At 33.1% G+C, this 26,073-nt stretch carries 28 protein-coding genes; 4 read left to right on the top strand and 24 right to left on the bottom strand.

Annotated features, from left to right (window positions below; translation table 11 throughout):
* Nucleotides 1-26: 26 nt before the first annotated feature.
* The 5 genes from AC2A1C_RS02255 to AC2A1C_RS02235 form a co-directional block, all read right to left on the bottom strand.
* A complete protein-coding gene (locus AC2A1C_RS02255) occupies nucleotides 27-1,250 on the bottom strand; it encodes an NADH-quinone oxidoreductase subunit D (protein ID WP_484023043.1) in 1,224 nt (407 codons plus the stop codon).
* A gap of 43 nt (nucleotides 1,251-1,293) precedes the next feature.
* Nucleotides 1,294-1,788 (bottom strand): NADH-quinone oxidoreductase subunit C, encoded by a 495-nt coding sequence (locus AC2A1C_RS02250; protein ID WP_484023041.1) that lies wholly within the window; start codon nucleotides 1,786-1,788, stop codon nucleotides 1,294-1,296.
* A gap of 2 nt (nucleotides 1,789-1,790) precedes the next feature.
* A complete protein-coding gene (locus AC2A1C_RS02245) occupies nucleotides 1,791-2,348 on the bottom strand; it encodes an NADH-quinone oxidoreductase subunit B (RefSeq protein WP_484023039.1) in 558 nt (185 codons plus the stop codon).
* A 58-nt stretch (nucleotides 2,349-2,406) separates the two neighbouring features.
* Nucleotides 2,407-2,778: an NADH-quinone oxidoreductase subunit A gene (locus tag AC2A1C_RS02240; RefSeq protein ID WP_484023037.1), complete on the bottom strand. Its 372-nt coding sequence runs from the start codon at nucleotides 2,776-2,778 to the stop codon at nucleotides 2,407-2,409.
* 493 nt (nucleotides 2,779-3,271) lie between these two features.
* Complete coding sequence (locus AC2A1C_RS02235; protein WP_484023035.1) at nucleotides 3,272-4,411, bottom strand: GNAT family N-acetyltransferase; 1,140 nt, start codon at nucleotides 4,409-4,411, stop codon at nucleotides 3,272-3,274.
* 101 nt (nucleotides 4,412-4,512) lie between these two features.
* On the opposite strand from AC2A1C_RS02235, the gene AC2A1C_RS02230 reads away from it, so the two are divergent.
* A complete protein-coding gene (locus tag AC2A1C_RS02230; protein ID WP_484023033.1) occupies nucleotides 4,513-5,223 on the top strand; it encodes a zinc metallopeptidase in 711 nt (236 codons plus the stop codon).
* Here the strand turns inward: AC2A1C_RS02230 and AC2A1C_RS02225 are convergent.
* From AC2A1C_RS02225 to AC2A1C_RS02175, 11 genes are all read right to left on the bottom strand, one after another.
* A complete protein-coding gene (locus AC2A1C_RS02225) occupies nucleotides 5,220-5,825 on the bottom strand; it encodes an IMPACT family protein (protein WP_484023031.1) in 606 nt (201 codons plus the stop codon). The genes AC2A1C_RS02230 and AC2A1C_RS02225 overlap by 4 nt on opposite strands.
* Before the next feature lie 9 nt (nucleotides 5,826-5,834).
* Complete coding sequence (gene ribD, locus AC2A1C_RS02220; RefSeq protein WP_484023029.1) at nucleotides 5,835-6,860, bottom strand: bifunctional diaminohydroxyphosphoribosylaminopyrimidine deaminase/5-amino-6-(5-phosphoribosylamino)uracil reductase RibD; 1,026 nt, start codon at nucleotides 6,858-6,860, stop codon at nucleotides 5,835-5,837.
* 60 nt (nucleotides 6,861-6,920) lie between these two features.
* Nucleotides 6,921-7,538, bottom strand: a complete 618-nt coding sequence (locus tag AC2A1C_RS02215) for a hypothetical protein (RefSeq protein WP_484023028.1) — start codon at nucleotides 7,536-7,538, stop codon at nucleotides 6,921-6,923.
* A complete protein-coding gene (locus AC2A1C_RS02210; RefSeq protein WP_484023026.1) occupies nucleotides 7,525-9,405 on the bottom strand; it encodes a DUF349 domain-containing protein in 1,881 nt (626 codons plus the stop codon). The genes AC2A1C_RS02215 and AC2A1C_RS02210 overlap by 14 nt, the downstream gene beginning before the upstream one ends.
* 87 nt (nucleotides 9,406-9,492) lie before the next feature.
* Nucleotides 9,493-10,221: a shikimate dehydrogenase family protein gene (locus AC2A1C_RS02205; RefSeq protein ID WP_484023024.1), complete on the bottom strand. Its 729-nt coding sequence runs from the start codon at nucleotides 10,219-10,221 to the stop codon at nucleotides 9,493-9,495.
* Nucleotides 10,222-10,320: 99 nt separating this feature from the next.
* Entirely contained in the window at nucleotides 10,321-10,815 is a 495-nt protein-coding gene (gene rplI / locus AC2A1C_RS02200; RefSeq protein WP_484023023.1) for a 50S ribosomal protein L9, read from the bottom strand.
* Between the two features lie 180 nt (nucleotides 10,816-10,995).
* Nucleotides 10,996-11,298, bottom strand: a complete 303-nt coding sequence (gene rpsR, locus AC2A1C_RS02195) for a 30S ribosomal protein S18 (RefSeq protein ID WP_484023021.1) — start codon at nucleotides 11,296-11,298, stop codon at nucleotides 10,996-10,998.
* A 26-nt stretch (nucleotides 11,299-11,324) separates the two neighbouring features.
* Complete coding sequence (rpsF, locus tag AC2A1C_RS02190; protein WP_484023019.1) at nucleotides 11,325-11,666, bottom strand: 30S ribosomal protein S6; 342 nt, start codon at nucleotides 11,664-11,666, stop codon at nucleotides 11,325-11,327.
* A 113-nt stretch (nucleotides 11,667-11,779) separates the two neighbouring features.
* Complete coding sequence (locus tag AC2A1C_RS02185) at nucleotides 11,780-13,375, bottom strand: choice-of-anchor J domain-containing protein (RefSeq protein ID WP_484023018.1); 1,596 nt, start codon at nucleotides 13,373-13,375, stop codon at nucleotides 11,780-11,782.
* A gap of 162 nt (nucleotides 13,376-13,537) precedes the next feature.
* On the bottom strand, nucleotides 13,538-14,887 hold the full coding sequence (locus AC2A1C_RS02180) for a chloride channel protein (protein ID WP_484023016.1): 1,350 nt from the start codon (nucleotides 14,885-14,887) through the stop codon (nucleotides 13,538-13,540).
* A gap of 197 nt (nucleotides 14,888-15,084) precedes the next feature.
* Nucleotides 15,085-16,437, bottom strand: coding sequence for a dihydrolipoamide acetyltransferase family protein (locus AC2A1C_RS02175; RefSeq protein WP_484023014.1), 1,353 nt, complete (start codon nucleotides 16,435-16,437; stop codon nucleotides 15,085-15,087).
* A 151-nt stretch (nucleotides 16,438-16,588) separates the two neighbouring features.
* On the opposite strand from AC2A1C_RS02175, the gene AC2A1C_RS02170 reads away from it, so the two are divergent.
* The 3 genes from AC2A1C_RS02170 (at nucleotide 16,589) to AC2A1C_RS02160 (ending at nucleotide 19,225) form a co-directional block, all read left to right on the top strand.
* Nucleotides 16,589-16,879: a putative quinol monooxygenase gene (locus AC2A1C_RS02170; RefSeq protein ID WP_484023012.1), complete on the top strand. Its 291-nt coding sequence runs from the start codon at nucleotides 16,589-16,591 to the stop codon at nucleotides 16,877-16,879.
* Nucleotides 16,880-16,882: 3 nt separating this feature from the next.
* Nucleotides 16,883-17,506: a peptide deformylase gene (locus tag AC2A1C_RS02165; protein WP_484023010.1), complete on the top strand. Its 624-nt coding sequence runs from the start codon at nucleotides 16,883-16,885 to the stop codon at nucleotides 17,504-17,506.
* Between the two features lie 162 nt (nucleotides 17,507-17,668).
* Nucleotides 17,669-19,225: a glycosyl hydrolase family 28-related protein gene (locus tag AC2A1C_RS02160; RefSeq protein WP_484023009.1), complete on the top strand. Its 1,557-nt coding sequence runs from the start codon at nucleotides 17,669-17,671 to the stop codon at nucleotides 19,223-19,225.
* 108 nt (nucleotides 19,226-19,333) lie between these two features.
* Here the strand turns inward: AC2A1C_RS02160 and lipB are convergent, their stop codons facing one another.
* The 8 genes from lipB to AC2A1C_RS02120 all read right to left on the bottom strand — a co-directional run bounded on the left by lipB (nucleotide 19,334) and on the right by AC2A1C_RS02120 (nucleotide 26,005).
* Nucleotides 19,334-20,059, bottom strand: coding sequence for a lipoyl(octanoyl) transferase LipB (gene lipB, locus AC2A1C_RS02155; RefSeq protein ID WP_484023007.1), 726 nt, complete (start codon nucleotides 20,057-20,059; stop codon nucleotides 19,334-19,336).
* A 37-nt stretch (nucleotides 20,060-20,096) separates the two neighbouring features.
* The gene (gene trpA / locus AC2A1C_RS02150) at nucleotides 20,097-20,828 is read right to left on the bottom strand and encodes a tryptophan synthase subunit alpha (RefSeq protein ID WP_484023005.1); all 732 of its coding nucleotides are present in this window, start codon (nucleotides 20,826-20,828) and stop codon (nucleotides 20,097-20,099) included.
* 88 nt (nucleotides 20,829-20,916) lie between these two features.
* A complete protein-coding gene (gene trpB, locus AC2A1C_RS02145) occupies nucleotides 20,917-22,104 on the bottom strand; it encodes a tryptophan synthase subunit beta (RefSeq protein ID WP_484023003.1) in 1,188 nt (395 codons plus the stop codon).
* A 93-nt stretch (nucleotides 22,105-22,197) separates the two neighbouring features.
* Entirely contained in the window at nucleotides 22,198-22,650 is a 453-nt protein-coding gene (tnpA, locus tag AC2A1C_RS02140; RefSeq protein WP_484023001.1) for an IS200/IS605 family transposase, read from the bottom strand.
* Nucleotides 22,651-22,697: 47 nt separating this feature from the next.
* Nucleotides 22,698-23,408, bottom strand: coding sequence for a phosphoribosylanthranilate isomerase (locus AC2A1C_RS02135; RefSeq protein ID WP_484023000.1), 711 nt, complete (start codon nucleotides 23,406-23,408; stop codon nucleotides 22,698-22,700).
* A 13-nt stretch (nucleotides 23,409-23,421) separates the two neighbouring features.
* Nucleotides 23,422-24,198 carry an indole-3-glycerol phosphate synthase TrpC gene (gene trpC, locus AC2A1C_RS02130; RefSeq protein ID WP_484022998.1) on the bottom strand — a complete coding sequence of 259 codons (777 nt, stop codon included), beginning with the start codon at nucleotides 24,196-24,198 and terminating at the stop codon, nucleotides 23,422-23,424.
* A 169-nt stretch (nucleotides 24,199-24,367) separates the two neighbouring features.
* The gene (gene trpD / locus AC2A1C_RS02125) at nucleotides 24,368-25,357 is read right to left on the bottom strand and encodes an anthranilate phosphoribosyltransferase (RefSeq protein WP_484022997.1); all 990 of its coding nucleotides are present in this window, start codon (nucleotides 25,355-25,357) and stop codon (nucleotides 24,368-24,370) included.
* 54 nt (nucleotides 25,358-25,411) lie between these two features.
* Complete coding sequence (locus tag AC2A1C_RS02120) at nucleotides 25,412-26,005, bottom strand: anthranilate synthase component II (protein WP_484022995.1); 594 nt, start codon at nucleotides 26,003-26,005, stop codon at nucleotides 25,412-25,414.
* Nucleotides 26,006-26,073 lie beyond the last annotated feature (68 nt).

Here is a 26,073-nt window from a genome sequence, read left to right as displayed (position 1 = left end):
CATTCTACATTGTACTTTTTACGATTTTATGCATCCAATTCTCCCGCAATTACATTCATGCTACTTAAAGTAACCACTGCATCGGAAATAACAGCTCCTGTTATCATTTCTGGATATGCCTGATAATAAATAAAACACGGCCTTCTGAAATGTAATCTGTAAGGGCTTCTTCCTCCATCGCTTACCAAATAAAAGCCTAATTCTCCATTTCCACCTTCTACAGCATGATACACTTCACCCTTAGGAATTTCAGTTTCTCCCATTACAATTTTGAAATGGTAAATCAGAGCTTCCATTTTGGTATATACATCTGCTTTTTCAGGAAGATAAAATTCCGGAACGTCTGCATGGAAATCTCCTGCCGGAAGGTTATTATAGGCTTGATTAATTATTTTTAGACTTTCCCAAATTTCCTGCTGACGAACCATGAAGCGATCATACGTATCACCACCGGTTCCAACAGGAATTATAAAATCAAAATCTTCATAAGAAGAATAAGGAGTTGCCACACGAACATCATAATCTACACCTGCAGCACGAAGGTTTGGTCCCGCAAAACTATAATTTATAGCACGTTCTGCTGAAATTGGCCCTGCTCCGATGGTTCTATCCATAAAGATTCTATTTCTTTCCAAAAGATTGCAAAATTCTTGAAATCTTTTCGGAAAAGTTTTAAGGAAATCTTTAAGCAATTCGTGGAATTTTGGAGTGAAATCTCTTTCGAATCCTCCAATTCTTCCCATATTTGTGGTCATCCTTGCACCACAAACCTGCTCATAAATATCGTAAATACGCTCTCTTTCCTGAAACATATAGGTAAAACCCGTTAAAGCACCAGTATCTACACCGATTACTGCATTACAAACCAAATGATCGGCGATTCTCGCAAGTTCCATCATAATTACACGCATATAGTCTACACGTTTTGGAACTTTACAGCCAATCAGTTTTTCTACTGTCATGTGCCAACCCAAATTGTTGATTGGTGCAGAACAATAGTTCATACGATCAGTAAGAGTGGTAATTTGTGTAAAATTTCTTCGTTCACAAATTTTTTCGAATGCACGGTGAATGTAGCCAACCGTCTGTTCGGAATGCAAAATACGTTCACCATCCATCGTCAGGATATTTTGGAAAATTCCATGAGTTGCAGGGTGAGTCGGACCAAGATTGAGGGTATACAATTGCCCGTCAATCTGCTCTTTTGCATCGTATTGGTTTAATATATTTGAGAGTGCGTTGTCTTTCATAATTTTAATGCTTTTGGCTTTAAGCTGTAAGCTCTAAGCAAGTTTATCTTCCAAACATGGTATCGTCTTTATCAGTTCTGGTCCCGTCTTCAAGTCGATATTCTTTCAACATTGGATGATATCCTAATTCCGGATCATTTAAAATAATTCTTAAATCGGGATGACCTTTGAATTTGATCCCATAGAAATCGAAAGTTTCTCTTTCCATCCAATTGGCTCCAGAATATAAATCCACAATAGAATCTACTTCTGCATTTTCTCTCGGCATAAATGTTTTCAGACGAATTCTGATGTTATCTTCCAAATTATGAAGATGATAGATTACACCAAGTTCTTTTTGTTTATCTTCAGGATAATGAATTCCGCAGATATCAGTAAGAAAGATAAATTTCAGAGTAGAAGTTTTCAGATGGTGAATAATTTTCTTCACTTCTTCTTTCTTCAATTCCACGGTCAAAAAACCATAAGGTTCAGAACTTGAAATAACAGAATCCGGAAATTCTCTTTGTATCGCTTCTAAAACAAATTCGTTCGTCATACTTAGTTGATATCGTAAGATTCTAATAATTTTTTATATTCCGGCATATCTCTTCTTCTTAAACTTTCACTTTCGGAAAGTGCCTGAACCTGCATAAAACCTTCTAAAATTTGCTCGGGTCTTGGTGGACAGCCAGGAACATAAACATCTACAGGAATTACTTTGTCGATTCCCTGAAGTACGGAATAAGAATCAAAAATTCCACCGCTGGAAGCACACGCTCCAACAGCAATTACCCATTTTGGTTCTGCCATCTGAGTATATACTTCTTTCAAAATCGGGCCTAATTTTTTAGAAATTGTTCCACATACAAGAAGGCAATCTGCCTGTCTTGGAGAAAAACTCATTCTTTCGGCACCGAATCTTGCCAAATCATAATTAGGTCCCATTGTCGCCATAAATTCTATTCCACAGCAAGATGTTGCGAAAGGTAATGGCCAAAGTGAATAAGAACGTGCCATACCAATAAGGCTGGAAAGTTTTGTGGCGAAAAAGCCTTCTCCTTGATAGCCTTCAGGTGCGGCTACATCTGTTTTTATGGTTGGTTTATTGTGTGACATTTTGATTTAAATTTAAAATTTTATAATTAAATGAATGAAAATATCATTCCTTTAAATATTATTTATCCCAATCTAAAGCTCCTCGTTTAAGAACATAGATGAAGCCAAGAAAAAATATTGCAACAAATGTTAAAACAGCGATGAATCCCTCAACTCCGAATTCACGGAAATTAACAGCATAAGGATAGAAGAATACAATCTCAATATCAAAAAGTACAAACAAAACTGCTGTCAGAAAATATTTGATAGAAAATGGTGTTCTTGCATTTCCTTCCGATTCGATACCACATTCAAAACTCTGGTTTTTTATAGAATCTCCTTTCTTTTGGCGAGGCCCTAAAAAGTGTGCTCCTAATAATGAAATAGCTACAAATCCTAACGCAACAGCAGCCTGAATAAGAATAGGAATATAATGATCAGGTAAATTCATGTGTTGATTTCTATTTTTAATTTTAAATCAGCGAAACCATTATTCTAAATATTAAAATGAATTTTATAGTTAGAATTTTAGTTTTATTATCTACATATTTTTATCAATTTGCAAATTTACTCAATAAAGTATAAAAGTGGAAATTTACTGAACGAAAATATGATGAATAAAAGAAGAAATCTCTAATTTAGAATGATTAAAAATTACTTATTTTTTCCCATTTTTTTAATGAGAACAAAAGCCATAAATGCAATGTAGCCAAAAAGAAAACTTGCAAACAAAATATTAACAGCTGTATTGGTTCTTTCATCTTCAATCCTGAAAAAAAAATTGTAAATGATAAATATCAGGATTAGTATAGCGTATATGATAAGGTGCTTTTTCATTTTTTTTATCTTTTTTTAAATCATAGCCAGAACCAACATATTTGATTTCTTCTTTTTTGTTCGTAAAAAAAAGAAATAAGCATCAAGATAGCTTTAATAATAGGAAATTAATTTTTCCAATTTTCAACAAAGATAGAATATGTTCTTCTTCTTTTATGATTTTCAGGGTTATAGTCCTGCCAAAGCAATTGAATATTCTTGTTTTCTTCCAATTCCGGATTGGTTTCCAGATATTTCACTCCTTTCTTTTTAAAAATATCATAAATTTCTTTAAAAATAATAGAAGTAACACCTCTTCGCTGATAATCAGGATGAATGCCTATTAAATAAAAATTAGCACGATCATTCTTTTTTCCCGCCTGTAAAAAATGCCACCATCCGAAAGGTAGAAGTTTTCCGTTGGCTTTTTGCAAAGCTTTGGAATAAGAAGGCATAGTTATGGCAAAAGAAATAAGTTTTTCATTTTCATCCGCAATGCAAATAATGAAATCTTTATCGATAAAACTGAAATATTTTTCTTTATACGTTTTTATTTGCTCGTCTGTAATTGGTGTATACGACGAAAGATTTTTATAGGTTTCATCTAAAAGCCTGAACATGGGTTCTACCAAAGGAAGAAGGTCTTTTTTGGATTGGAACTTCAAAACTTTTAGATTGTATTTTTGTTTAATCAGATCATTGAATTTTACTACTTTTTCAGGAAGGGTTTCAGGAAATAAAATTTCAAATTCTACCCATTCTTTTTCCTTTACTAATCCCAATTTTTCTAAATGTTCCGGATAATATTTGAAATTGTATATACCAATCATGGTTGCCAATTTATCAAAACCCTGAATCAGCATTCCTGCTTTATCGAGATTAGTAAATCCCATTGGTCCTTCAATTTTCGGAATTCCTTTTTCTTTGGCAAATTCTATCGCTGTATTTACTAAAGATTTTGAAACTTCGTAATCATCAATAAAATCCAACCATCCAAACCGAACTTTGTTGATGCCTAATTCTTCTTTTTCTTTACGATTAATCATCACAGCAATTCTACCCACAACTTTGTTGTCTTTATATGCCAAAAATTGTTTGGCTTCTGAATACGAAAGAGCAGGATTTTCATTGGAATCCCAAATTTCTTTTTCATCTTTTATCAAAGGCGGAACATAGTTCGGGTTTTCCTTATAAAGTGACATCGGAAATTTAATAAAATCCTTTAATTGTGTATCATTCAGGACTTCTTTAATGACAATTTTTCCCATATAAATCTGAAAAGACAAATATAATTTAAAACCTAAATATTATCCATACTTTGGCATACTTTTTACAGATTTTTAGTAATTTTAAAAAAAATAAAAATTCGATGAATGGTTATTATGTTATTATAGGGATTACAATGCTTGTAAGCTGGCTGATTTCTTCAAGACTAAAATCTAAGTTTGCTCATTATTCTAATGTCCATCTTAAAAACGGACTTTCTGGAAAAGAGGTAGCCGAAAAAATGTTGAGAGATAATGGTATTTATGATGTTCAGGTTGTTTCTGTTCCAGGGCAACTCACCGATCATTACAATCCGGCAAATAAAACGGTTAATCTTTCAGAGGGAGTTTATATGCAAAGGAATGCAGCAGCAGCTGCAGTTGCTGCACATGAATGTGGACATGCAGTTCAGCATGCAGTTGGATATTCTATGCTTCAGTTGCGTTCAAAATTAGTTCCGGTTGTTAATATTAGTTCAAACTTGATGCAGTTTGTGCTTTTGGCAGGTTTAGGAATTATGGCTGCAACTAGGTCTATTCAAAATCCGAGCGGAAATACGATGGTTTTGGCAATCGGAGTAGGAATGTTTGCATTGACGACACTTTTTGCTTTTATTACTCTTCCTGTAGAATATGATGCAAGCAATAGAGCTATGAAATGGCTAAAAGATACGGGAACTGTAACTTCTGAAGAATTTGTAGGTGTACAAGATAGTTTGAAATGGGCGGCAAGAACGTATGTTGTAGCTGCTATAGGATCTTTGGCTCAACTTTTATATTGGGCTTCTTTATTGATGGGAGGAAGAAGAAATTAATCTTTGAATTCAAAAGAAATATTTTGCATCTCGGACAATTTGTCCGAGATTTTTTCTTTCATTGAGGTTTTTAATGATGCAATGAGAACGCAATTTTCTTCAGTTTTAAAGTCCAATACTTTTGCATCAAATTTTGACAACAAAGTGAAAATGATATTTTGCTGATTAAAATTAAATCCAATTTCTATTTGTGATTCTAATTCCTTAGTAATGATGTTTGTTTCATCCAATGTAAGTTTTGCTGTTTCTTTATAAGCTTTTACCAAACCTGAAACTCCCAGTTTTGTACCACCATAATATCGAACGACAATTACTAAAATATTGGTTATTTCATGCGCTAATAATTGATTAAAAATAGGCAAACCTGCGCTTCCATTTGGTTCTCCATCATCATTGGCACGATAATTTTCGCCGTTTAAACCCATTCTGAAAGCATAACAATGATGTGTTGCTTTAGGATGTTCTGTTTTTATTTTTTCTAAAGCTGTTTTTAATTCTTTTTCATTATGTACAGGATAAGCAAACCCGATGAATTTGCTTCCTTTTTCTTTCAGTAAAATATTTTCAACAGATTTTTCTATGGTTTGAAATTCGTAAAGCATGAAAAAAAATTAAATCGATTTTTTATAAAAATATATTTTATTGTCCCTTATTTCTGAAATTTCGTGGGACTCAAAATTGAAACTTGGTGCTTTAGTTCCGTTTTCCAATTTCAGATTTTCATTTTTAATAATTAGTGCTTCATCCCAAAGATTGGCATCAATGAATTGCTGTAAAGTAAACCTCCCACCTTCAATAATTATGGATTGGATTTGATTTTCATACAATTTATCCATCAGGTTTTGGAGAAAGTTTTCTTTTTCAATTTTTATGAATTTCAGATTTTCTTCTACAGAATCCTTTATGGAATTGAAAATCAAAGTTTCGGATTCATTATTGAATAAATTATAGTTTTTCGGAACTTTCAGATCAAAATCAATTAAAACTCTTACAGGATTTCTTCCTGAAACTTCCCGTGTTGTTAAGCTCGGATTATCCGTCAAAGCAGTTTGTGTTCCTACTAAAATAGCGTGTTCTTCGCTTCTAAGTTGATGAACAAATTGTTTGGTGAGTGCGTTTCCGATCTGGTAAGGTTTAAAATCTTTATCCAAAAAGCCATCTTCGGATTCCGCCCACTTCAGAATAATATATGGTCTTTTTTTCTGATGAAAGGTGAAAAATCTTTTATTGAGTTCTTTACATTCTTCTTCTAAAATTCCGGAAACAACTTCAATTCCGGCATTTTCTAGTATTTGTTTTCCTTTTCCATTTACTTTTTCATGAGAATCCATAGCTCCAATTACTACTTTTTTGAAACCAATTTCTGTAATTTTCAATGCACATGGTGGTGTTTTTCCATAATGAGCACAAGGCTCCAAAGAAACGTAAATAGTAGAATAGGGAAGAAGTTCCGGATTTTTTACAGAATTAATGGCGTTGATTTCGGCATGAGGTTCACCCGCTTTTTTGTGATAACCTTCACCAATTATTTCTCCATTATGTACAATTACACTTCCCACCAAAGGATTTGGATAGGTGTTACCTTTGGCTTTATTGGCCAGTTCGATGCAGCGTTGGATGTAAAATTCGTCTGTCATTTTAATGAAAAAACACTTAACAGGATTTTTGTCAAGTGTTTTCAAAAATATTTTAAAATTTTATTTTTTTATGTTTGAACTTTCCTGATTGATGAGTTTTATTTCCGGAATTTTGTATTCGATCATGGTATTCATCAATTGGTTTCTCTGTTTAGAAATTGCTTTGGATGCAGCTTTAATATCATCACCATACATTCTTTTTGCATAAGAAAGGATTAGAAAAGATTTTGCTCCTGCATTTTCATAACTTTTGAAGCGATAGATATTATATTCAAGAAAAGGCTCTCCTTTTTCAGGAGTTTCGGAAATGGTAAAATCTACAATGTATTCTTTTCCATCCGGGCTTTCAGTTACATCTACATTTGCAAATTTGTCATTTTCCATCTTTTTTTGTACAGATTCTACTTTTTGTCGAACCGCCAAATCCATTTCAATTTCTTTATTGAAATATGAAAAACTAATAAGTTGCGTAAAATCTTCAATTTTTTCGTCTCTTGGAAGATATTGCTGAAGGCTAAGTGTTTTAGAAGATTGTTTAGACCAGCTTAATAAAAATTCTGTTCCGTCATATTCTATTGGGCCGGGAATAGACAACAAATCAACAACGGAATCTTGAGCTTTTGCAAATCCCAAAATTAAAATAAAAAAAGTTAAAAACAGTTTCTTAAAGTTCTGCATCTTTATTTTCCGAAATTATATTGTGAAGATTTTGCTTTAGACTTTCAATCTGAACTTTATATTCATCAATTTTATCAAAAGTATCTCTTAATAATGGATTTTCACGAGTTGGATTATTGAAAAAACCAAGATTATTTTCAAGTTTTACCACTTCGGCTTCCATATCTGATATCTGATTTTTAATCTTTCTGGCCTTATCTGTGAGTTGGTTTCCGGAAAGTCCTTCCTCTTTAAGATCAAACTCATTTATTTTATTAAGTTTTAATTTTTCTTTAAGAGTTTTATTAAATTCAGAATTGATATTGATCTTATCTCTCGGAACTTTTCCTATATTATTCCATGCTGTTTTCAGAGCTTCAATTCTTTCAATACTACCTTCTTCATTGGTTACAGTTTTCAATTCATCCAGAATATGCTTTTTCTGTTTATAATTGTCTTTCCAATTATCTGCGGAAGTGTTGTTTTTTTCTCTGAAATTATTGAAAAAAGTATTGCATGCATCACGGAATTCATCCCAAACTTTATTGGTCATGCTTCTTGGTACATGTCCTATTTTTTTCCAATCTTCCTGAAGTTTTTTGAATAAAGGTACTGCTGTATCCCAATCTTCGGAAAGCATATTGTCTTTTGCTGTCTGTACAAGTTTCAATTTTTCTTCCAGATTGGTTTGCTGAGAGCCTTTTAATCCTTTATAAAAATCATTCTTTTTAGAATTGAATGCACGAAGCGTCACCTTGAAGTCATTCCAATTTTGGTTTGATAGTTTTTTAGGAACACTTCCAGTTTTCAAAAACTCACTTCGAAGTTCTTCTACTTTTTTTATAGCCTCTTGCCAATAGCTGTGATTAACATCTTGTGGCGGATTAGAAAGTTTTTTTATGCTTTCTATTATATCATTCTTCTTTTCGAGATTTAGATTTTGGTCGGCTTCAATCTGGGCAGAAAGTTCAGATTTACGAAGATGTATTCTATTGGAAACTTCACGGAATTCTTCCCAAGTTTTTTCACGAAATTCTTCAGCAACGGGTTCTGCTTCCTCTTTCCACAGTTTATGTAGATATTGAAGCTCATTCAATGCTTTCTGAACTATAGGCTCGTTTTCCAATTCTTTTGCACGTTGGATAATATGTTGTCTGGTTTCCAAATTATGTATGTATTCCTGTTCCAAATATTCTTTATTTAAATCCAACATTTGATAAAATTGATTCAAATGGTGGAAATAATTGTTATTCAATAAACGGAATTCGGATTTTGCAACCTGACCTGCATTTTTCCAATCGTCTTTTATTTCCCTGATTGCTTTGAAGAGATTAGTTCCCGGTTCGGTATTGGTATAAAGGTTTTTAAGTCTTTCTATAATATTTTTTCTATACTCCAGATTTTTTCCTTGTTCTTCTTCCTGATCTTTCTGAAAAGCATCATGCTTTTCTTTAAAAATATTGACTAAAGCAGTGAGTTTTTGCTGTTGAGGATGTTCCCAGGAAAAATTTTCTTCGGCGTTTCCTTCCTCTATGAAGTTGTGTTTCTTTTCTTCACGTTCTTCATTTATTTTTTGAAGAGCCAAGTTTTTTAGCTGGTTGAAGGTTTTAAATTCAGAACCTGCATTTGCCTTGTTTACAATTTTTTCCATTTCGGATACTATAGTTTCCACACTTCTTTCATCAGTAGTGTGATCCAGATCCTCTTCTTCGGAATGCTCCGGTTCTTCTTTTTCCGAGTCAATTTCGGAAAGTACTTTGTCTTCTTCCGACATTTTTACGGATTTTTGTGTATCAACATCCTCTTGATGTTCTCCTGATGGATTTAGTACGTTTTCTTCCGAATTTTTTTCTTCTTCGTTTTCAGAAAAATTGTTTTCTGTAATCATGGCAAAATCTTTTTGTGTATTGGCTTTAAAATTTGGTGATTTTAACTACTATTTTAGTAATTAAAGTACTAATATAATTTATTTTTACTAAAAATTCCAAATTTCCCACGCTTTTTCTGCCTGTTGTTCCAGCATATAATACCCATTCACTGTTTTTGCGTTTCTTTTGGAGGCTTGTTTTATGAATTCTGTGTAGGTAGGATTGTAGATTAGATCAATAATGAGATGCTTGTCAGAAAGTGCTTCAAATGGAAATTGAAGAACATCTTCCACATTAGGAAATGTGCCTACAGGTGTGGTTTGTATTATTAATGAATTTTGCAAAACATCTTCTTTTGAAAGATTTTCAAAATTTAATTCTTTTTTTCTGGCGACAACTTTATAAGGTATCTGATGCTTTTCCAAAATATATTTTACCGCTTTTGCAGCACCTCCATTTCCGAGGATAAGTGCCGATGTATGATGATCTTTTTTGTGAATAAGCAACGTTTTTTCAAATCCGTAAACATCTGTATTGAATCCTTTTTTCTTTCCATCCTTGAAAAGAATACAATTTACAGCTCCTATTTTTTCAGCTTCTTCACTCAATTCATCAAGAAATGGAATGACTTCGGTTTTATAGGGAATTGTAACATTTAAGCCAATAAAATTATTTTTCTGAACCAGATTTTGAAACTCATCAATAGTAGCTAAATGGAATAGTTCATAAGAATGATTTTTTAATAAAAGTTTCTGAAATTTTTCTTCAAAATATTTTTTTGAAAAAGAATAGGAGATGTTTTTGCCGATAAGGCCGAATTGTCGTGTAGTTTCCATATTTCAAAAATAAGAATTATTGAGTATTTATCCTTTTTTGAAAATAAAAAAACTGTTTCACATTGTGAAACAGTTTTATGCTATTGAAATTGAAATTTCTTATGCTTCGGTAGATTCTTCTGCTTTTGGAGCAGATTCAGTAACAGGAGCATCAGATACAATATCGAATTCGTAGTTGTATTCCACATTTCTGTGAAGTCTGATAACAGCTGAAAACTTACCAGTTCTCTTGATCGAGTTTCCAGGTATTTTAATGTATTTTCTGTCAATTTCTACCCCAGCTTTTGCTAGAGCTTCAGAAAGAGTAGCATTATTTACAGATCCGAAAAGTTTGTCACCAGTTCCTGCTTTTGCAGTGATAGTAACAGGAGTTTTCTTCAATTGTTCTACTTTTGAGTTAGCTTCAGCAACAAGTTTAGCTTCTTCTTCTTTTCTTGCTTCCAAAGTAGCTTCCAAAGTAGCTCTGTTTTTAGGAGTAGCTAAAACTGCAATTCCTTGTGGAATTAAGAAATTTCTAGCATATCCAGGCTTTACATTTACTGTATCGAATTCAAGACCTAAATTCTCTACATCTTTTTTTAGGATGATTTCCATTGTTGTTGTCCGTTTTTTAGTTTTAGAGAAAAGAACAAAGAAAAAAGAACAAAGACTGATGTCATTAGAAACTATTTCTTTCCTTTAATCTAAAAATCGTTAGAATTAATTATTTATTCAGCAACTTAAAAAAAGAGAAAATATCAAAATCTTTTCTCTTTTCTCTTGTTTCTTTTTATCTTATTTTAATAAATCTGCAACGTAAGGCATTAAAGCAAGATGTCTTGCTCTTTTGATAGCTGCAGAAACTTTTCTTTGATATTTTAAAGAAGTTCCTGTATATCTTCTTGGAAGGATTTTACCTTGTTCGTTCACGAATTGTAATAAGAAATCAGCATCTTTGTAATCTACATGCTTGATTCCATATTTCTTGAATCTACAATATTTTTTTTCAGATTTTGTATTGATATCAAGTGGAGTAAGGAATTTTACTTCTGATTCACCTCCAGCTGCGGCTTGTTGTGCCATTTCGTCTATTGCCATGTTTTTCTTTTTTTAAGGTTAAATAATTAAGCTTTAGCTGTTTTTAATTTTGCTCTTCTTGTTACAGCATAATCTACAGCGTGTTTGTCCAATTTAGTAGTTAAGTAACGGATAACTCTTTCATCACGTTTGAAAGCAAGTTCAAGTTCTGCTACTACACTACCTTCACCTTTGAATTCGATCAAAGTGTAGAATCCATTCTTTTTCAATTGAATTGGATAAGCTAATTTTTTTAATCCCCAGTTTTCTCTGGCAACGATTTCGCAATTGTGAGAAGTCAAAAGATCTTCAAATTTTTTCACTGCTTCCTCCACCTGTGCATCAGATAGAACGGGAGTTAAAATGAAAACAGTTTCGTAATTGTTCATAATGTTAAAATATTTATTTCGAGGTGCAAAAGTAGGAATTATTTTTTTAATACACAACCAAATAAAAAGACCTACAAAATGCAGGTCTTTATATTTAACGTTTCTAAGAATTGTTATTTCTTGATAACTTTCACAGTGTTGGTACCGTTTTCAGTTTCAATTTTCACAACATACATTCCTGGAGTCAATCTAGATAGATTTACTTGAGATTTAGTAGCGTTCAATTCAAAATTAGCAACACCTTTACCAGAAGCATCAAATACAGAAACTGTTTTTACTTTAGAAGGAGATTCAATATTTAATACATCAGTTACTGGGTTTGGATATGTATTTACTTTTACTTTGTTTGCTTCAGAAACAGCAAAAGTATTTACTTGTACTGTATATTCTTCAGCTTGTCCATAAGATGCACCTGAACATGGGTTAAGATAGTTACTAGTACCAAAAATTTTCTTCACTCTCATTCTGGTAGATCCTGTTGTAGCTGTAGAAGGAACTAAGATAGAATGTGTAGCTTGTGTAGCATCGGTTCCTGTAGAGTTTAAAATAGTTTGAGTTACTTGATATGTTTCATCAGCATCACCAAAATCTCCATCTTGATTCCAGTCAAAGAATACAACGAATCTATTAGTATAATTGCCTGCTGTATTTCCTTTTAAAGTAATAGTATACGTTTGACCTGTAGTAACAGTAGCCGTTTGATCTAAAAATACTTCGTGAGCTGGGTTTCCATCAACAGTCGCATCAGTTGTGTTGTTAATACCTGCAAAGTTCACTAATGTAATTGGCTCTACGTCAGTAGTAAATTGCAATGGTCCACAATAAGGAGCAACCGGATTAACTGCTGTAGTAAATGAGAATACTGTACATCCACTTGCACTACCTGCTCCGTTTTTAGGAACAGCCTTCCAGTAATATGTAGTAGAGCCTGTCAAATTAGTTGCAGTATATGTGGTTGCAACTGTATTACCTAATAAAGTGGTAGGATTAGGATTAGTATCTAAATAAACATCATAGGAATCTACTGATGTACCAGTAGTTGGGGCAGTCCAAGTTAAAGCAATTGAATTGTAAGAAACTCCTGTTGAAGCATCAGCTGGAGAAGTTAATGTTGCACAATTCGGAGGTGTAGCCGGAGGAACAGTAACTTTTACATTATCTACTAATAGTACAAACTTATCATTAGAATTGTTTACAAAAGCTACTCTTACAGAAGTACCAGCATATGGAGTAAGATCAGCGCTTCTCGTTGTCCAAGTTGCACTTTCTGCAGCAGTGCTGTAAAGTTGTACATCAAAATCTGCAATTGTATTTCCTCCATTGGTAGAAAGCATTACTTTATATCCATCTGGAAAAGACGCATCTTGAGCTTTAGCATCCCATTTTAAAGTAGATGCTCCTGCAGGTAGGGCAATAGATGGCGTAATAAGCCAATCATCAGCAGTTCCAACAGGCTCATACCAAGAAGTACTCATTGCAGCATAATTTCCAGCAGGACCTCCAAAATTACCATTAGCTCCTTGTCTGTCTATAGCATTCCATCCGCTACTTATAAAGGAAACTGCTGCGTTTGGAGTTTGACCATCATTGTCAATTACAGTCCATGAACCAATGCCGGGACCATTCCCATCAAAATCTTCCTGAAATACTTGGCTGAAACCAAATAAAGGAACTGTTAGCATGAAAGCCGAGAGTAAAAATTTTCTCATAGTATATAATTTTATTAATTCGACCACAAATTAGAAAAAAAAATGAACTTATCCTAATTTTTTGTATGAAAAAAATGTATTAACTTTAAAGGCTAATCTCTTTTATTAAAGAGAATAAATTTATAAGAAGAGTAATAAGTGTTTGTAAATTAATGTGATATATTATATTTCTTTTTGTATCTCTTGCAGATAATTTTCTTTTAATTGATCATACAATGATTTTTTATTAATCAAAATAGAGAATAGAGATGAAACCATTCCTGCAAGCATTAGATGAAAAATTAAAGAATGCCTATCAGTCATTTCCAAAACGAGTATTGCAGAAGTAAAAGGTGCTCTTGTAATTCCTGTAAGAAAAGCGACCATACCGGCAAGTATGACAACGTTCGTTTCATTTTGGTTGAGATCTAGCCATCCTGATAGTACTGAACCAATACTTGCACCCGCAGACAAAGCCGGAGCAAAAATTCCACCGGCACCTCCTGAGGTAAATGAAAGAGCAGGTCCAAACATTCTTAATAAAGGAATGTACCAATCTTCGTGCTTATTACTTGTAAATAAAACTCTTTCCATTATTTCTTTACCAGAGCCTAAAACTTCTTTGCTTAAAAAGAAAGCTATGGATGCCATTATTAGTGCTGATATAGTTAGGAAAATAATATTTGCATTATTGGTTTTTAATTTTTTTCTCCATTTGTTAATATAAAGCATGAATTGTGAAAGCTGGCTTGCAAGAATTCCTGAGACTCCTGAAACTAACATAACAGGAAACATGACCATTAAAGTAGTATGTTGAGTTTTTGGATATCCTAAATATAAATAAGAACCTGCCAAAGTCTGTGCAGTAAGTCCTGCAATAATAACGGCAGTGAATAATGCCGTCTTAAAATAATTGATATGTGTTTTTGAAAGTTCTTCCACAGCAAAAACAACTCCACCAAGTGGTGTGTTGAATGCCGCCGAAAGTCCGGCTGCAGCACCCGTCATAATCATATTTTTTCTGGAAATTTTTGGCCACCATTGAGGCAAATATTCATAGACTTTTCGGAAAATAGAACCTGCAATCTGGATAGTAGGACCTTCCCGACCTATTGCACCACCTCCTATAATCAAAATTACTGATGAAATAATTTTGAAAACGATGATTTTCAAACTTAGAAGGCTTCTTATTTTTGTATGTTCTTTTGGATTGGCAAGTTCAACAGCAGCCATTACTTGTGGTATTCCGCTGCCTTTTGCATAAGGTGCAAATTCTTTTACCAGCCACCATGAAATTACAAAACATATTGGAGCTATAATAAAAATCAGCCAAGAATGCCAATTCATTATTATATGCATCAAATCTTCTCCCCACTGGAAAATCTTGGCATACATCACAGCAAAAACTCCCGTAATAATAGAACCAATCCAAAAAGGAATTGCCTGAAGCAAAGTATACTTCAGTTTTTCATTTCTAATATTGTCAAAAGATTTTTTGAGGCTTTTACGAATGTAGATCAATATTCTACGCATAGTTTCAAAGATAATGAAAAGAATTTATAAAATCATTTTTCTAATGTTTTTTAGCCCCGATTGCAGCGGCTACCCCGCAATGAAGCCGCGGAACGAAGTGGAGCGGCGAAATGAGGAGTAATAGCGAAAAGCGGGAAATAGCTCCTAAAAATAAAAAAACCTTCGAAATTTTCGAAGGTTCGTATTTTGAAAAATTTTTATATTTCGGTATTCATGTCCCAGTTTTCGAGATAATCATTGACATGTTTCAGGAACATCCCGCCAAGTGAACCATCTACAACTCGATGATCGTAAGAATGAGACATAAACATCAAATTTCTAATCGCAATTACATCTCCGTCTTTGGTTTCTAAAACAGCAGGTTTTTTTACAATAGCACCAATTGCAAGAATGGCAACCTGAGGCTGAGGAATAATAGGAGTACCCATCAAATTTCCAAAACTTCCAACATTAGAAATGGTATAAGTAGCACCTTGAGTATCTTCCGGTTTCAGTTTTTTGTTTCTCGCTCTGAAGGCTAAATCATTGATTGCTTTTGCCAAACCTGAAAGCGAAAGCTGATCTGCATTTTTGATAACCGGAACAATAAGATTTCCATCCGGAAGTGCAGTTGCCATTCCGATATTGATGTTTTTCTTTTTGATAATAGTATCTCCGTTTACCGAAACATTAATCAATGGATAATCCTGAATTGCTTTTACTACGGCTTTTACAAAAATCGGCATGAAAGTCAGTTTTTCACCTTCTCTTTGCTCAAAAATATTTTTGTTTTTGTTTCTCCATTTTACAATATTGGTAACGTCTGTTTCGATGAAAGAAGTAACGTGCGGAGCAATTTGTTTTGCTTTTACCATATTTTCCGCAATGATTTTCCGCATTCTGTCCATCGGAATTACTTCATCAGCGGAAGAAACCGGAATTGTAGTAGAAGAAAAGGTTTGCTGATTTTGAACGGTTTGAATAGTCGGTTTATCTTCAATTTTAACTTCAGAAATTGCAGAAACAGTTCCTCTGTTTTTAACATACGCTAAAATATCTTCTTTGGTAATCCTTCCTTCAGATCCGCTTCCTTTTATAGATTTTAATTCGGTTTCTGAAATATTTTCTTCCTGAGCAATAGACTTCACCAACGGAGATAAGTATAAATCTCCTGAAAAAGATACCGTCGAAATATTTTGTAATGGTTTTTCCAGTTCTCTGATATCTTCTTGAGTAGGTTGGGGCAATTCTGTTTTTATTTCTTCATGGGATTTTGGATCCTGAGATTGTTCGGCTATGGTTTCGCCTTCATTTGTCTCATTGAGAGAAGTCGAAATGTTAAGAATAGCAATGGCTTCACCTATTTTGGCCACTTCATCTTTTTGTTTCAGAATTTTTACAATTTTCCCCGAAACAGGCGTCGGAACATCAGAATCTACTTTGTCTGTTGCAATTTCTACTACAGAATCATCTTCTCTCACCATGTCTCCTTCATTAGCAAGCCAGCTGATAATTGTAGCTTCCATCACGCCTTCTCCCATTGAGGGAAGTAATAATTTATACTCTGCCATTCTATACTTTTTGGATTTCTACAAATATAAGCAATTTTGAAAAATTTACAATTTAATTCAAAAAAATTACGAATTCCGTAATTCTGTAAAAAAATAAATTTTATTGAAATCTTTTACTCCATTTTTCTAAATTTGCCAATAAATTTTTTTAATGAAACTATACATTGTTGCTCTTTTTCGTTTTAAGGAAAATTATTTGATGGATGCTATTGAACTGCTGAAAAAACTGGTAAATGAAACCAGAAAAGAAGAAGGATGCCTTCAGTATGATCTGATTGAAGATAAACAAGATAAAGGCGTTTTCTTTATAGTTGAACTTTGGGAAACAGAAGAACATCACTTTAAACACGGTACTACGGAACATTTAGCGAATTTCCGAATGCAGTCCATTCCTATGTTGGATGAATCGACAAGAGTTTTTAAAGGTTTCAAGACATTTTAGAAAATGAAATTTTTTACCATTATTGCTATATTGATAGGTAGTTTTATTTCTGCTCAGAAGTATTCTAAAGAGGAAATTACTTTGATTAATAGTGATGATATTTCAACGGCACTTCCTATTTATCAGACTAATGATGAAAAGCAACATCATGTTTTGCTTTCTCAATCATTGAATGCAAATCCGAAAGATAAAAATACTGCCATTCTTATTGAAAGAATGAAAAAATCTTTGGCTGCAACAGATGGAGGTGTCGGAATCGCGGCTCCACAAGTCGGAATTAATAGAAATATTGTCTTGGTAATGCGTTTTGACAAAGACCAGCATCCTGTAGAATATTTTATAAATCCTAAAATTTTATGGAAATCAAAATTATTGAGACTTGATCCGGAAGGCGATTTATCCATTTCAGATTTTCGGGATCAATTTTACAGAAGTCAAGTTATTCAGTTAGAATATTTTGATTTAAATGGAAAAAAAAATACAGAAATTGTAGAAGGTTTTACAGCCGTAATTTTTCAGCATGAAATAGATCATCTCTCAGGAATTCTGATTTCGGATAAAAAAGAAAAAGAAAAGAATGAGGTCTATCAAAAATTAGATTCTTATCAAATAACTACTCCTAAATAGCCACTTCAAAACTGAGGTGGTTTTTCTTTGAAAAAATATTTTGATTTAAAAAATATTGCGTCAAGTTCTGTCGTTAGCAGCATTTATCTTTGTTTTGATAATAAATCTTGCAAGAATTTATTGAGAATTTTTAATAACAGTTTAACAATTAAAAACAAAAAAATGATTATTACAGTAACCGACCCGTACACATTTGAACAAGTAAATTACCATGAAATTCCTTTTTCAGAGGTAGATGGTACTATAGATGATGTATTATATAAAGAAATATTAGATACTACTACCGGAGTAACTAAATATTATAAAAGAGCCTTTACAGGAAGTATTTCTGTGAAATGGTTCGGTGCAAAAGGAGATGGTATAACAGATGATACTAATGCTATAAAAAAAGCTATAGCTTCACTTAATTCAAAGGCGAATTTTAAAACTTCCGTATTAGAATTTGAAACAGGAGTTTATTTAGTAAATGAGACATTGGAAATTACAGCAGGGATAAGTCTTAAAGGACAAGGAGGTGAGAAGAAATTGAAGAAGGGAGGAGCTATATTAGATAACTCTACAATTATTCGTTGGAATGGAGCAGCAAACAATACTATTTTACTTCTAAATAACGTTATGGGAGTTACAATAGAAAATCTTTGTTTTGACACTTATTCTAATCTTTTTTACCAAGATAAGGAGATGAAGATTCAAATTCCGGGAATTATAGGAATCAAGTACATTAATGAATCAGCTACCGTTCGAAATGAGATCAGAAATTGTCTCTTCCATTTATTAGATATAGGAGTTCATTATTACAGTCCAGTTATAGATCCTGGCTATAATGACGGTCATGACTATAGTCCTGATTATAATATGGATACTAATTATGTTGATAGATCAGATTTTCGTGCTTGTGTTGTAGCGGTAAAAGTAGAACAATCGAATGTATATAATGCTTTAATCAGCAGATGTTCTTTTTATAGTTCATTGAAATTTACAAAACATCATTTATTAATTTTAAGGGGACATGCAGAAATGTCTGATTCTTATTTAGGACCTTTAAAAGATAAAAACAGTGTTGGAGGAAGAGATGGTGTTGCTGTAGAGGTGAATCAGGGGTATTGTAATTTGTATAATATCTATGCGGAAACTCACAATGCGCCTTTCTTTGTTTGGAAATCTACTTTGCATAATAATGAAAATTGTACCTCTAATTTGATTGCTTGTAATGTAATGGCTCATGTTAATGAAGATCCTGTTACCCATGTAGTTGATTTTCCAACAAATTATTTAGTTGAAAATCGAACAAATAAAACACTGTTTGTTTCAGGTGGATTTTATTCGTACAGTTTTTCTCAAGAAAAAATGAGAGGTGTAAATCTTGATAACTATCATTTGCATTATGATAAAGGAGGCTCAATAGTTATTGTAGGTACGGATTCAGCAAATGTATCACCAGATTCTTGGCCTCATCGTGTAATTTTTTATGGAAGTAAATATGGAAATCTTCCGGTGGTAGGTTCTTCAGCAGATATTAATAATAAGGGAGGTGGAAATCTTCAGGTAGCAGGAGAAATTCCTGAATTAAAGCTTTCACAGCTACCAAGTTTTAAATCGGCAACTTTTGAATGGAAAGGAGATGTGTTAAAACTTCATGTTCCAGGTCATTTTGCAGGTATAGAATTTGATTTTGCTAACAGGCAATTAAGAATGCCTAATTGGACTATTGTTCAATAATATAATAAAAGAGGCTATTCAAAAGATAGCCTCTTAATTTTATAAATTTCAAAAATTAATTTGAGCGTTGTTAGAGCTTTAAGCTCTAACAACGCTTTTCTATAAGAATTAATTCACAAACTCTGCCCCGAAAACATCTGCGAAATGTTTCTTAATTTTTGTTTTTACTTCATTTACTTCTTTCGGCGAAAATTCTCTTTCCAGTTCACGTTTCAAGGAAGTTACAGTTTTATCCTTAATTCCGCATGGAATGATGTATTCAAAATATCGTAAATCTGTGTTCACATTCAGTGCAAAACCATGCATGGTTACCCATTTTGAAGTTTTCACGCCCATTGCACAAATTTTTCGGGCGTAAGGTTTTCCCACATCCAGCCAAACTCCGGTTTCGCCTTCGCTTCTTTCACCTTTCAGTCCATATTCTGCAATTACACGGATAATCACTTCTTCCAAATTTCGCATATACAAATGAATGTCGGATTTAAAATTATCCAAATCCAGAATCGGATAACCAACAATCTGCCCAAAACCATGATAGGTAATATCACCACCACGATTGGTTTTTACGAAAGTGGCATCAATTTTTTTCAGTTGTTCTTCTCGTGCAAGCATATTATTTTCGTCTCCGGATTTTCCTAAAGTATAAACATGAGGATGTTCTACAAATAAAAAATAATTAGGCGTTTCTTCAAAAATTTCGTCCGTTCTGTCCCTGTTTTTGAGTTTCAGAGCAATAATTTCATTCATTAGTTTTTCCTGAGTTTCGAATGCAGGAAGATAATCCATTAAACCTAAATCTTGAAACTGAATTTTTTTATTTTGTGTAATTGTCATTTTATGAAAAATTGATGTCCAAATTTACAAAAAAATACTACTTTATGCTATGAATAAAATTTTTGGCTTTTATCTCCCAATCTTCATTTTCTAGAAGGATTTTTACAAAAGCAGTTCCGATAATTCCGCCGTTTGCTTTTTCGGTAACGTTTTCAAAATCAGATTTATTCTTAATTCCAAATCCAATGAAAACCGGATTTTTTAATTGTAATGAAGCCAATCGGTTCAGGTAATTTTCATTTTTTAGAACTGCATTTTCCTTTCCTGTAGTGGAAGAAGAACTCACAGCGTATAAAAATCCGGAACTCAAAGAATCCAGATATTTGATTCGTTCTTCCGAAGTTTCGGGAGTAACAAGGAATGTGAAATTTAAATTATATTTCTTTAAAATTTCACTATATTTTTTTTCAAATTCGTAAGGTGGTAGATCAGGAATAATTAAGCCTGAAATCCCTGTTTCTTTACATTTTTCACAAAAATTTTCAAAACCGAATTGCAAAACAGGATTTAGATATCCCATTAATATTTTAGGAATGGTTACAGAATCTTTAATTTCTGCTAATTGCTCAAACAGTTTTTTGATGGTCATTCCGTTTTTCAAAGCTAAAGAATGTGCATCCTGAATTACGGGTCCATCCGCAACAGGATCAGAATAGGGAATTCCGATTTCCATCATATCGGCTCCACTTTCCTGAATCAGTTTTGCAATTTTTCCGGTATCTTTCAGATTGGGAATTCCGGCTGTGAAATATATATTTAGTTTTTTCATAGAATTTGTAAAAAGTATAATGTACAATGTAATACGTACAAAATACAATGTATTTTAAAATTGTTTAATAATAGATACTTTGTACATATTACATTGTACTTTGTACCCGAAGATAAGTTTCCATGTCTTTATCACCACGACCGCTTAAAGTAATCACCACGACATCATTTTTTTCAAATTTTTTCTTTTTCAACACGTGTAAAGCGTGAGAACTTTCCAAAGCAGGAATAATGCCTTCTATTTTCGTTAATTCAAAGGCTGATTCTAATGCTTCATCATCATTAATACTGAAAAATTCTGCCCGTTTTTCTTTAAATAAATTGGCATGAAAAGGCCCGATTCCGGGATAATCCAAACCTGCGGAAATAGAATGTGGCTCAACGACTTGTCCGTCTTCAGTCTGCATTACCAAACTTTTACTTCCGTGCAAAATTCCTAAAGTTCCGAGAAATGTTGTAGCAGCAGATTTTCCGGAATTCACGCCTAAACCGCCAGCTTCTGCTGCAATTAATTTTACATTTTCGTCATTCACAAAATGATAAAAAGTTCCGGCTGCATTACTTCCACCACCAACACAAGCAATCACATAATCAGGATTTTCTCTTCCGATTTTTTCTTTTAATTGAAGTTTAATTTCTTTGGAAATTACACTTTGAAATCTCGCTACCAAATCCGGAAAAGGATGCGGGCCGACTACACTTCCGATAATATAATGTGTAGTTTCTGGATTATTGATCCAATCTCTTAATGCTTCATTTACAGCGTCTTTCAAAGTTTTTGATCCAGAAGTTGCAGGAACAACGGTTGCTCCTAACATTTTCATTCGTGCAACATTCGGAGCTTGCCTCTGAATATCGATTTCACCCATATAAACGATACACTCCAAACCCAAAAGTGCACAAGCAGTTGCGGTTGCAACACCGTGTTGTCCGGCTCCGGTTTCGGCAATAATTCTATATTTTCCTAATTTTTTTGCCAATAAAGCCTGACCTAATGCATTGTTAATTTTATGCGCACCAGTGTGATTTAAATCTTCTCTTTTCAAATAAATTTGAGTTTGGTATTTTTCGCTCAAATTCTTAGCAAAATAGAGTGGAGTAGAGCGACCAACATAGTTTTTCAGCAAATCCTGAAATTCATTCTGAAATTCCTCAGATTCGATGATTTGTAAATAATTGCGCTGTAATTCGGCAACATTCGGGTAAAGCATTTCGGGAATGAAAGCTCCGCCGAAATCTCCATAATAGCCATTTTTATCTGGATTCTGAAAGTTCATGATTTTTAAATTTAATTACCAATAAAAGAGTTCCGAAGGAACGATTTAACAAAGCATAGGAAGTTATTCCTATGAATGAATATTTCCCACATATTAATCCCAAAGATATTTTTCATCATATTCAATTTCGTATTTTTTGTAATAATTGATTATTTCTTTTTTGAAATCAAATTCTTTATGATGTTCCCTTTGATTTCGTATATAATTGACCACGTGAAAAACATTTTTCGGACTTACTGAAAATGCACCGTAACCATTTTGCCAAAAGAAATTTTCGTATTTTTTCCCTTTTGTTTTCATCCATTTTGAAGAATGTGCTTTTACTTCCTGAACCAATTTCATTAAAGTAATTTTTCTCGAAAGCAAACATAGAATATGTATATGATCATCTGTTCCTCCAATTTGTATTGCGGGACTTTCAAAATCTGTGCAAATTGTTGCTATGTAGGAAAATAATTGACTTTCTATATTTTCATCTATAAAACTATTCCTATGCTTCGTGCTGAAAACAATGTGAATATAATTTTTTACTAATGACTGTGGCATATTTTACTTTATTTCCATAGGATTTTATCCTATGCTTTGTTAAATCGTCACTTCGTGACTTTCAATGAATTTACAAATTCTTTTATTTTTTCTAAATCTTTATTTCCTGGTTCGATTTCAAATTTTGAATTAATGTCGAGAGAAAATGGTTGATGGTTAATAGTTGATAGTTGATGGATGTTTTCCAAAGAAATTCCACCACTTAAAAAATAAGGAATTGGAATTTCGATGTCGTTCAGAATGTTCCAATCAAAGGTTTTTCCTGTTCCACCGAAAGCTTTGGAATCGGTGTCGAAAAGGAAATAGTTGATAGTTGATGGTTGATAGTTGTCAGTCTGAGTGAAGTCGAAGACTTTTTCAATTTTACTTCTTACTTCCGATTTCTGACTTCCGATTCTAATTACTTTAATAATTCCTATTTTCGGATTCAGTTTTTGTCTTAATTCTGAAATGAAATCTTCTGTTTCGTCACCGTGAAGCTGAATAAAATTTAATCCTGCTTTTTCTGAAATTTCTATAACTTTCTCTACATTTTCATTCACAAAAACGCCAACTTTTCTAAAATGCGGAATTTCTGCAATTTGTTCTAAATTCAAATGATTCAAAACAAATCTTGGAGATTTTTCATAAAAGATAAATCCCAGAAAATCAATATTCAAATCAATCAATTCCTGAATCTGATCAAGTTTTGTTAAACCACAGACTTTTAGCTTTGGTTGATAGTTGATAGTTGTCGGTTGGTGTTTATTTGTACTCATTACTTTGTACATTTTACATTATACTTTTTACAAAAGTTTGGAATTTTTGGCCTGGATTTTCATTTTTCATAAAATATTCGCCCATCAAAAATCCATCAAATCCTTTTTCTTTCAAAAATTTGAAATCTTCTTCATTGTAAATTCCGCTTTCTGCGATCGAAAAAATATTTTCTGGAAGCATATTTTTGAGATTTACAGAATGTTGTAGATCTACTTTGAAATCTTTCAAATTTCTATTATTAATTCCGACAAAATCTACATCTTTATTAATATGTTTCAATTCTTCTTCGGAATGAATTTCCAATAAAACTTCAAGATTTAAAGAATGTGCTAATTCTGTAAATTCCGAAACCTGATTTGGAGAAAGACAAGCCGCAATCAATAAAATAACATCTGCTCCAATTGATTTTGCTTCGTAAAACTGATACTCATCAATCATAAAATCTTTTCGCAAAATCGGAATGTTGATATGATTTCTGACATCTAAAATATCCTCAAAATTTCCTCCAAAAAAATCTTTGTCTGTCAAAATTGAAACTGCGCTTGCTCCAAATTTTTCATATTGAGAAACGACTTCCAAAGGCAAAACTTTATCATTGATGATTCCTTTGCTTGGTGATTTTCTTTTGAATTCAGTAATAATTCCGGATTTTGTTTTGATGGTTTCTTTCAGAGAAAAAGTTTTTCTTCCAAAAAATTCAGAATCTTTTAGCTGTTCAATAGAAATTTTGGATTTTGCTTCTGCAACTTCCTGTTTTTTTCGTTCTATTATTCTATCAAGTATTGTCATTTTTATTTTTTACCACAGAGAAAACAGAGATCTAACAGCGAACACTGTGAAAAACTTTGTGTCTCAATGTTTATATTATTTTATAAATTTGGTTGTTGGTTGTTGGTTGTCGGTTGTCAGATTTTACTACTATTGAAAAAGTCTTCGACTTCGCTCAGACTGACAACTATCAACTGGCAACTATCAACTGTAAACTGCGAAATGCTTTTCCGCTTTCCAGACTTTCTTTTGCCAAAGCTAAACAACCATCATAATTTCCATATTTTCTGGTGTTTTCCAAAGCAAGCGCAGCATTGGCAAGAACGACAGAATTTTGTTCTTCCGTTCCGTTTCCTTCTAAAATATTGAGGAAAATTTTAGCAGCTTCTTCTTTTGTGTTTCCACCGAAAATAGTTTCGGGAGCAATATTTTTAAATTTCAAATCTTCGGCAGAGTAGATTTTTTCTCCATTTTTATCAAAAATTTTGGTATCACTGGTCAATGAAATTTCATCATAACCATCCAAAGCATGAACCAACATAAATTGTTCAGATTTTTTCTGAAGCAAGTATTGATACAATCTTGCAATTTCCAGATTGGCAACTCCAATCATAGTATAATCGGGACGAACAGGATTTACCAATGGACCCAAAAGATTGAAAAATGTTTTCAATCCAAGTTGTTTCCGAAGTGGAGCTACAGATTTCAAAGCAGGATGAAAAAGAGGAGCGTGAAGAAAACAAATGTTCCCTTTTTCTAGATCTTTTTTCAAATCTTCGGAATTATCCTTGAATTTGTACCCTAATTCTTCCAAAACATTGGAAGCTCCGCTGATTGTAGAAGCCCCATAATTTCCCTGTTTTGCTACTTTTTGTCCGGTTCCGGCAACGATGAAACTTGCCAATGTGGAAATATTAAAAGTGTTTTTTCCATCACCGCCAGTTCCGACAATATCGACCAAATCTTTGGTTTCTAAATCTACAGGTTTAGCTAATTGTAGGAATGCTTCCCGAAAACCTTCGAGTTCTTCGAGTGTAATATTTCGCATCAAAAATACAGTAACAAAAGCTGTGACTTCACTTTCGTTGAATTTATTCTGAGCGATTTCAATCATTATTGCTTTTGCTTCGGCTTTCGTCAAAGTCTGATGATTGAAAAGATATTGTAGGATTTGTTTCATAATTTTTAAGTCCGAAGTCAGGTGTCTGAAGTCGGAAGTTTTTTTGCGTTATACTTATTCTTCTGACTTCCGGCTTCCGGCTTCCGACTTTAGAAAATTCTCTAAAATCTGTTTTCCTTTTGGTGTTAAAATACTTTCCGGATGATACTGAACAGCATGTACATCATATTCTTTATGTTTCAAGCTCATAATCATTCCGTTTTTATCAATACTTGTAATTTCCAATTCGGCAGGAAAATCATCGGGATTTACTGCCCAAGAATGGTAACGTCCAACTTCCAAAGTTTCAGGTAAATTTTTGAAAATTTTGTGTTCTTTGGTTTGGGTAGCTTCAGTTGCCACTCCGTGATAGATTTCCGTAAGATTAATCAAACTTCCGCCAAAGGCTTCCGCAATAGCTTGTTGTCCGAGACAAACCCCGAAAATAGATTTTTTTGGCGCATATTTTTTAATTAATTCTAACAAAATTCCTGCTTCTTCCGGAATTCCTGGACCTGGAGAAAGAATAATTTTATCGTATTTTTCAATTTCTTCCAAAGGAATTTGGTCGTTTCGGAAAACATCTACTTTTTCACCCACAATCTGCTCAATCATTTGAACGAGATTGTAAGTAAAACTATCATAATTATCGAAGACTAATATTTTCATAATTTTTATTTTTTTACCACGGAGTAATGGAGATTTCACAGTGAGCACTGTGGAATACACTGTGTCTC

The organism is Chryseobacterium sp. HNCC26DJ241 (assembly GCF_057180505.1).
This window is presented reverse-complemented; position numbering and strand designations above follow the sequence as displayed.